Origin of the sequence: Streptomyces sp. 8L (assembly GCF_020176795.1) — a bacterium.
Classification (GTDB): Bacteria; Actinomycetota; Actinomycetes; order Streptomycetales; family Streptomycetaceae; genus Streptomyces.
Window position 1 is genome coordinate 23276 of sequence record NZ_JAIUKE010000119.1, and the last position, 7071, is coordinate 30346.

Below are 7071 nucleotides of genomic sequence, written 5' to 3' on the forward strand. Positions count from 1 at the left end.
CCAGGGCCGCCCCGGACGGGATGTCCGGGGGCGGCCTTCGCCGTTCCGCCCCTTCCCGCGCGCCGAGCACACGTCGCCACTGAGTGCCGCGCGGACGTGTGGCGTACGCCGGCTACTGCTCCTGTCTGCCGCTCTGTCCGCCTCCCGTCCTCTCCGCATCCTCCGCTCCCTCGGTGCCGTGTGTCCGTGTCCCGCCTCATCGGGCCCCGAGAAGCCTGAAGTTGTGTGCTTTGCCCCTCTTTGAGGTATTTCCCAATGGAACATTACGGGCATTAGTGGCCCGGTCCGTGTGACACGGATCAGATGTGATTTAGGTGACGTACCCCCGCCTGATGATCCGATGAAGGGGTGCGCAATACTGGTCTTGTGAATGTGAACGCATTCACAAGCTCGCCTGGTTCATGGGGGTATGACCCGCCATGGGCCACCGCGGGTCACGTGTTCCACGGCGATGTAAGGAGAGACGACGTGGACCTCGCCCTGGCGCCGGACACCCTGGCGCGCTGGCAGTTCGGCATCACCACCGTCTATCACTTCCTCTTCGTGCCGCTCACGATCTCCCTCGCCGCGATCACGGCGGGTCTGGAGACCGCGTGGGTCCGTACCGAGAACCCGAAGTACCTCACGGCCACGAAGTTCTGGGGAAAGCTCTTCCTGATCAATATCGCGATGGGCGTCGTCACGGGCATCGTGCAGGAGTTCCAGTTCGGCATGAACTGGTCGGACTACTCGCGGTTCGTCGGCGACGTCTTCGGGGCCCCGCTCGCCTTCGAGGCGCTGATCGCGTTCTTCTTCGAGTCCACCTTCGTGGGCCTGTGGATATTCGGCTGGGACAAGCTGCCGAAGAAGATCCATCTGGCCTGCATATGGATGGTCTCGCTCGGCACGGTCCTCTCCGCGTACTTCATCCTCGCGGCGAACTCCTGGATGCAGCACCCCACGGGGTACCGCATCGACAAGAAGACCCACCGTGCCCAACTCACGGACTTCTGGCCAGTGTTGACGCAGAACACGGCGATCACCCAGTTCGCGCACACGCTCACCGCGTCCTTCCTGGTCGGCGGCGCCTTCATGGTCGGCATCGCCGCCTACCACCTGGCGCGCAAGAGGCACATCCCGGTGATGCGCACGTCGCTGCGGCTCGGCCTGGTCACCGTCGTGATCGCGGGTCTGCTCACGGCGCTCAGCGGCGACCAGCTCGGCAAGGTCATGTTCAAGCAGCAGCCCATGAAGATGGCGTCGGCCGAGGCGCTGTGGAACGGCGAGTCGCCCGCGCCCTTCTCGATCTTCGCGTACGGCGATGTGGCCAAGGGCCACAACAGCGTCGAGCTGGAGATACCCGGGCTGCTCTCGTTCCTCGCCGACGACAACTTCTCGTCGCACGTCCCCGGCATCAACGACGTCAACAAGGCCGAGCAGCAGCAGTTCGGGCCCGGCGACTACCGGCCCAACATCCCCGTCGCCTACTGGGGCTTCCGCTGGATGATCGGCTTCGGCATGGCGTCCTTCGCCCTCGGGATGGTCGGCCTCTGGCTGACCCGGAAGAAGTTCATGCTCCCCGCGCGGCTGCGGACCGGCCCCGACGAGGTGCCGCATCTGGTCCTCTTCAGGAACAAGGTGCTCCACCCGAAGCTCGCCCGCTGGTACTGGATCGCCGCCCTGTGGACGATGACCTTCCCGATGATCGCCATGTCCTGGGGCTGGATCTTCACGGAGAACGGACGCCAGCCCTGGGTCGTGTACGGGGTGCTGCGCACGTCCGACGCGGTCTCCCCCGGTGTCTCGACCGCCGAGGTCCTCACGTCCCTGATCGTCTTCACGCTGCTGTACGCGATCCTCGCGGTCGTCGAGTGCAAGCTGATGGTGAAGTACGTCAAGGCGGGGCCGCCCGAGCTCAGTGACTCCGATCTCCACCCGCCCACCCGGATCGGGGGCGACCGCGAAGAGGCGGACGCCGACCGGCCGATGGCCTTCTCGTACTGAGGAGCCGGCAGCCATGCAACTCCATGACATCTGGTTCGTGATCATCGCCGTCCTGTGGACCGGCTACTTCTTCCTCGAAGGGTTCGACTTCGGCATCGGGGTCCTGACGAAGGTGCTGGCGCGTGACCGCACCGAGCGGCGCGTCCTCATCAACACGATCGGGCCGGTCTGGGACGGCAACGAGGTCTGGCTGATCAGCGCGGCGGGCGCGACGTTCGCGGCCTTCCCCGACTGGTACGCCAGCCTGTTCTCCGGCTTCTATCTGCCGCTGCTGCTGATCCTGGTCTGCCTGATCGTGCGCGGGGTGGCCTTCGAGTACCGGTCCAAGCGCGCCGAGGAGCGCTGGCAGCGCAACTGGGAGCACGCGATCTTCTGGTCGTCGCTGCTGCCGGCCGTCGTGTGGGGCATCGTCTTCGCCAACCTCGTGCACGGCATGCGGATCGACGCGCACGGCGACTACGCCGGGAACCTGGGCGACCTCTTCAACCAGTACGCCCTGCTCGGCGGCGCGGTGACACTCCTTCTGTTCACCTTCCACGGCGCGGTGTTCGCGGCGCTCAAGACGGTGGGGGACATCCGGGCACGGGCCCGGAGGCTGGCCACGGGGCTCGGAAGTGTCACGGCCGTCCTGGTGGTGGGCTTCCTCGCCTGGACGCAGATCGACAGCGGCGACGCAGAGTCGCTGTTCGCCGCGACGGGGGCCGTGGCCGCGCTGGTCCTCGCGGTGGCCGCCAACGCCCGGGGCCGGGAAGGCTGGTCGTTCGCACTGTCGGGGCTGACGATCGTGGGCGTCGTCACGATGTTCTTCCTGACGCTGTTCCCCGACGTCATGCCGTCGTCGCTGGACCCCCGGTGGAGCCTGACGGTCTCCAACGCGTCGTCCGCCCCTTACACGCTGACGATCATGACCTGGTGCGCCGGGTTCGCGACACCGCTGGTCATGCTCTACCAGGGCTGGACGTACTGGGTGTTCCGCAAGCGGATCGGGACCCAGCACATCCCGGGCGGCTCCGGTTCTGGCGGCTCCGGTTCCGCTGTCCACGCTGCCGACGCGCACTGACCCGGGAGCGGGTGTTTCACGTGAAACCAATCGATCCCCGGCTGCTGCGCTACGCCCGTGCGACGCGGTTCTTCCTCGCTGCCACGGTGATGCTGGGCGCGATCGGCGCGGGCCTGGTCATCGCACAGGCGATGCTGATCGCGGACGTCGTGGTGGGCGCGTTCCACCACGACCGGGGGCTCGCGTCCCTGGTCACCCCTCTGGTGGCGCTGGGAGCGGTCGCGCTCGGGCGGGCGCTGGTGGCCTGGCTCACCGAGCTGGCTGCCCACCGCGCCGGCGCGGCGGTCAAGTCCGAACTGCGCGGGCGGCTGCTCGCACGGGCCGCCGAGCTGGGGCCCGGCCGGCTGAGCGGGCAGCGCACCGGTTCGCTGGTCACGCTCGCCACGCGTGGAGTGGACGCGCTGGACGACTACTTCGCGCGCTACCTGCCGCAGCTCGGTCTCGCGGTCGTCGTGCCGGTGGCCGTGCTCGCCCGCATCGTCACCGAGGACTGGATCTCGGCGGCGATCATCGTGGTGACCCTGCCGCTGATCCCGCTGTTCATGGCGCTCATCGGCTGGGTCACCCAGTCGCGGACCGACCGCCAGTGGCGGCTGCTGTCCCGGCTGTCCGGGCACTTCCTCGATGTGGTGGCCGGGCTGCCGACCCTCAAGGTCTTCGGCCGGGCCAAGGCGCAGGCCCAGTCGATCCGCACGATCACCTCGGAGTACCGGCAGGCGACGCTGCGGACCCTGCGTATCGCGTTTCTCTCGTCCTTCGCGCTGGAACTGCTCTCGACGCTGTCGGTGGCGCTCGTCGCGGTCGGGGTCGGACTGCGGCTCGTCCACGGCGGCATGGACCTGTACACGGGGCTGGTCATCCTGGTCCTCGCGCCCGAGGCGTATCTGCCGATCCGGCAGGTGGGCACGCAGTACCACGCGGCTGCCGAGGGCCTGGCGGCCGCCGAGGAGATCTTCGCGGTCCTGGAGAGCGAGGCGCCGCGCGGTGGGGGCGGACTCGCGCCCGCGTCCGTCCGCCTCGAACTGCGGGATGTGACCGTACGCCACGAGGGCCGGGCGGCGCCGTCGCTCGACGCGGTGACGCTGACGGTCGAGCCGGGGGAGACCGTGGCGCTGACCGGGCCGAGCGGCATCGGCAAGTCCACGCTGCTGGACGTGGTGCTCGGTTTCACGAGGCCGGCCTCGGGCGGGGTGCGCCTCGGCGGGGTCGACCTTGCGGAGATCGACATGGCGCTCTGGCGGGAGCGGATCGCGTGGGTCCCGCAGTACCCGTACTTGTTCGCGGGCAGCATCGCCGAGAACGTACGGCTCGCCCGTCCCGACGCGGACGACGCGGAGGTGTGGGCGGCACTGCGGGAGGCGGGGGCGTACGACTTCGTCGCGGCGCTCCCCCACGGCGCTCGGACCGCGCTCGGCGAGGACGGCGCGGGCCTGTCCGCGGGACAGCGGCAACGGCTCGCGCTCGCCCGCGCGTTCCTCGCCGACCGGCCGCTGCTGCTGCTCGATGAGCCGACCGCCGCGCTGGACGGTGCGACGGAGGCCGCCGTCGTCGACGCCGTACGCCGTCTCTCGGCCGGCCGTACGGTCCTGCTGGTGGCGCACCGGCCCGCCCTGCTGGCAGCCGCCGACCGCGTGGTGGCGCTGGCGGCGACCGGCCGGGAGGCACGGCTTGCGCCGGCCGCGCCACTGCCGCGAACGCCGAACGCTCCGGCCCGGGTCTCCGGCGGCGCGGCGGTCCGGGCCGAGCTGCCCGTACGGCCGGTGCGGCGGGGGCCGTCCGCGATCGCGGCGGCGGGTCGCCCCGGCGCCGGGCGTCAGGGGCGTGCGGACTCCGAAGGGCGGGCCGTCGTGGACGCGGCGCGTGTTCTGGCCGGGCTCCGCGCGGAGCAGGGCCGCGGAGAGCAGCGTGGCGGAGAGCAGGGCCGCACGGACGTCGCGGCTGCGGCAGGCGGCGGCGCGAACGCGGCCACGTCCGGGCTCGTGGCCCGGTCGGAGGGCCGGACCGAGGCCGCGCCCGAGCCCGCGGCCATGAAGGAGGCCTTGCCGGAGTCTCGGGCCGGGTCTCTGTCCGCACCGGCCGCCGGCCCGGAGGGCGGTGCGGTGCTCGCGCGGGTGCGGGCCGCGGCCGGGCCGCTGCGGGGCAGGTTCCTGCTCGCGCTGCTGCTCGGGGCGCTGGCACTGGGCTCGGCCATCGGCCTGCTCGCTGTGTCCGGCTGGCTCATCTCCCGCGCCTCCCAGCACCCGCCCGTCCTCTACCTCATGGTCGCGGTCACCGCCACGCGCACGTTCGGCATCGGCCGTGCCGTCTTCCGGTACGCGGAGCGCCTGGTGTCCCACGACGCCGTGCTGCGGCTGCTCGCCGGCCTGCGCGTCGGCGTCTACCGCCGGCTCGAACGGATCGCGCCCGCCGGGCTGCGCACCACCCGCAGCGCGGACCTGCTGACCCGGCTCGTCGCCGACGTGGACCAGCTCCAGGACTACTGGCTGCGCTGGCTGCTGCCCGCCGGGACCTCGATGCTGGTGTCCGCCGCGACCGTCGCGTTCACCGCCTGGCTGCTGCCGGAGGCGGGCGCCGTGCTCGCCGCCGGGCTGCTCCTGGCGGGCATCGCCGTACCCGCGCTCAGCGGCGCCGTCGCCCGCCGCGCGGAGCGGCGGCTCGCGCCCGCACGCGGCGCGCTCGCCGTGCGGGTCGCGGAACTCCTGCGCGGCCTGGGCGAGATCACCGTAGCGGGCGTACTGCCGCACCGGCTGCGCCAGGCCCGCAGGGCCGACGCCGAACTGACCTCGCTGGTGTCACGCGGCGCCGCCGCCACCGCCCTCGGCGCCGGGCTCTCGGCGCTCGTGTGCGGTCTGACGGTGGCCGCCGCCGCGGTCGTCGGGGTGGGGGCCGTCCGCGACGGCCGCCTTCCCGGTGTCGATCTCGCGGTGGTCGTGCTGACACCGCTGGCCGCCTTCGAAGCGGTCACAGGGTTGCCGCTCGCCGTGCAGTTCCGCCAGCGTGCGCGGCGCAGCGCCGAGCGCGTGTACGAAGTGCTCGACGCGCCTGTCCCGGTGTCGGAACCCGAGCGGCCTGCCGCGCCTCCCGCCTCGCCGTTCCCGCTGCGCCTGGACGGCGTGAGCGCCCGCTACCCGGATGCCGCGCGGGACGCGCTCAGCGGGTTCGACCTGACGCTGACCGCAGGGCGCCGCGTCGCCGTCGTCGGTCCCTCGGGATCGGGCAAGACGACGCTCGCGCAGGTGCTGCTGCGTTTCCTCGACATCCGCGAGGGCGCCTGGGGGCTCGGCGGCACCCCGGCGGACGCGCTCGACGGCGACGCCGTGCGGCGCTTCGTCGGGCTGTGCGCGCAGGACGCGCACTTCTTCGACAGTTCCGTACGGGAGAACCTGCGCCTGGCCCGTACCGACGCGACCGAGGAGGAACTGCGGGGAGCGCTCCGGGAGGCCCGGCTCCTCGACTGGGTGGACGGGCTGCCGCACGGCCTCGACACCCTCGTCGGCGAGCACGGCGCCCAGCTCTCCGGAGGCCAGCGGCAGCGGCTCGCACTGGCCCGCGCGCTGCTCGCGGACTTCCCCGTCCTCGTGCTCGACGAGCCGGCCGAGCATCTGGACCTGGCGACGGGCGACGCGCTGACGGCCGATCTGCTGGCCGCGACCGAGGGCAGGACGACGCTGCTGATCACCCACCGGCTGCATGGACTCGACGCCGTGGACGAGGTGATCGTGCTGGACGGGGGCAGGACCGTGCAGCGGGGTCCGTACGCGGAGCTCGCCGCCGTCGACGGGCCGCTGCGGCGCATGATCGAACGCGAGAGGACCGTGGAGAGAACGGGGGACCTGCTGGCCGTGGGCCAGGGCTGAGCGACGCCCCACCTTCGTCCGGCGTGAGGCGCGTGGCGGGCGCCTCGGTGGGACGCGCGTGGCGGGATACGCGCGGGCGCCGGCCGGCGGGAAGCGCGTGGCGAGCCGCGCGCGGCCGGCGGGAGGCGCGTGCTGCGGGCGAGGCCGGGAGGCTCCGGGAGGGGGGCGCGG

Annotated in this window: 3 protein-coding genes; all 3 read left to right on the plus strand. The window is 72.0% G+C overall.

Features of this window, described 5'->3' with window-relative positions; translation table 11 throughout:
- Positions 1–468 precede the first annotated feature (468 nt).
- The 3 genes from LCE31_RS12090 to cydD are packed head-to-tail and all read left to right on the plus strand — an operon-like array spanning position 469 to position 6900.
- Complete coding sequence (locus tag LCE31_RS12090) at positions 469–1983, plus strand: cytochrome ubiquinol oxidase subunit I (protein ID WP_225014201.1); 1515 nt, start codon at positions 469–471, stop codon at positions 1981–1983.
- Between the two features lie 13 nt (positions 1984–1996).
- On the plus strand, positions 1997–3043 hold the full coding sequence (gene cydB / locus LCE31_RS12095; RefSeq protein ID WP_225014202.1) for a cytochrome d ubiquinol oxidase subunit II: 1047 nt from the start codon (positions 1997–1999) through the stop codon (positions 3041–3043).
- 20 nt (positions 3044–3063) lie between these two features.
- Positions 3064–6900 carry a thiol reductant ABC exporter subunit CydD gene (gene cydD / locus LCE31_RS12100; RefSeq protein WP_225014203.1) on the plus strand — a complete coding sequence of 1279 codons (3837 nt, stop codon included), beginning with the start codon at positions 3064–3066 and terminating at the stop codon, positions 6898–6900.
- Positions 6901–7071: the final 171 nt, after the last annotated feature.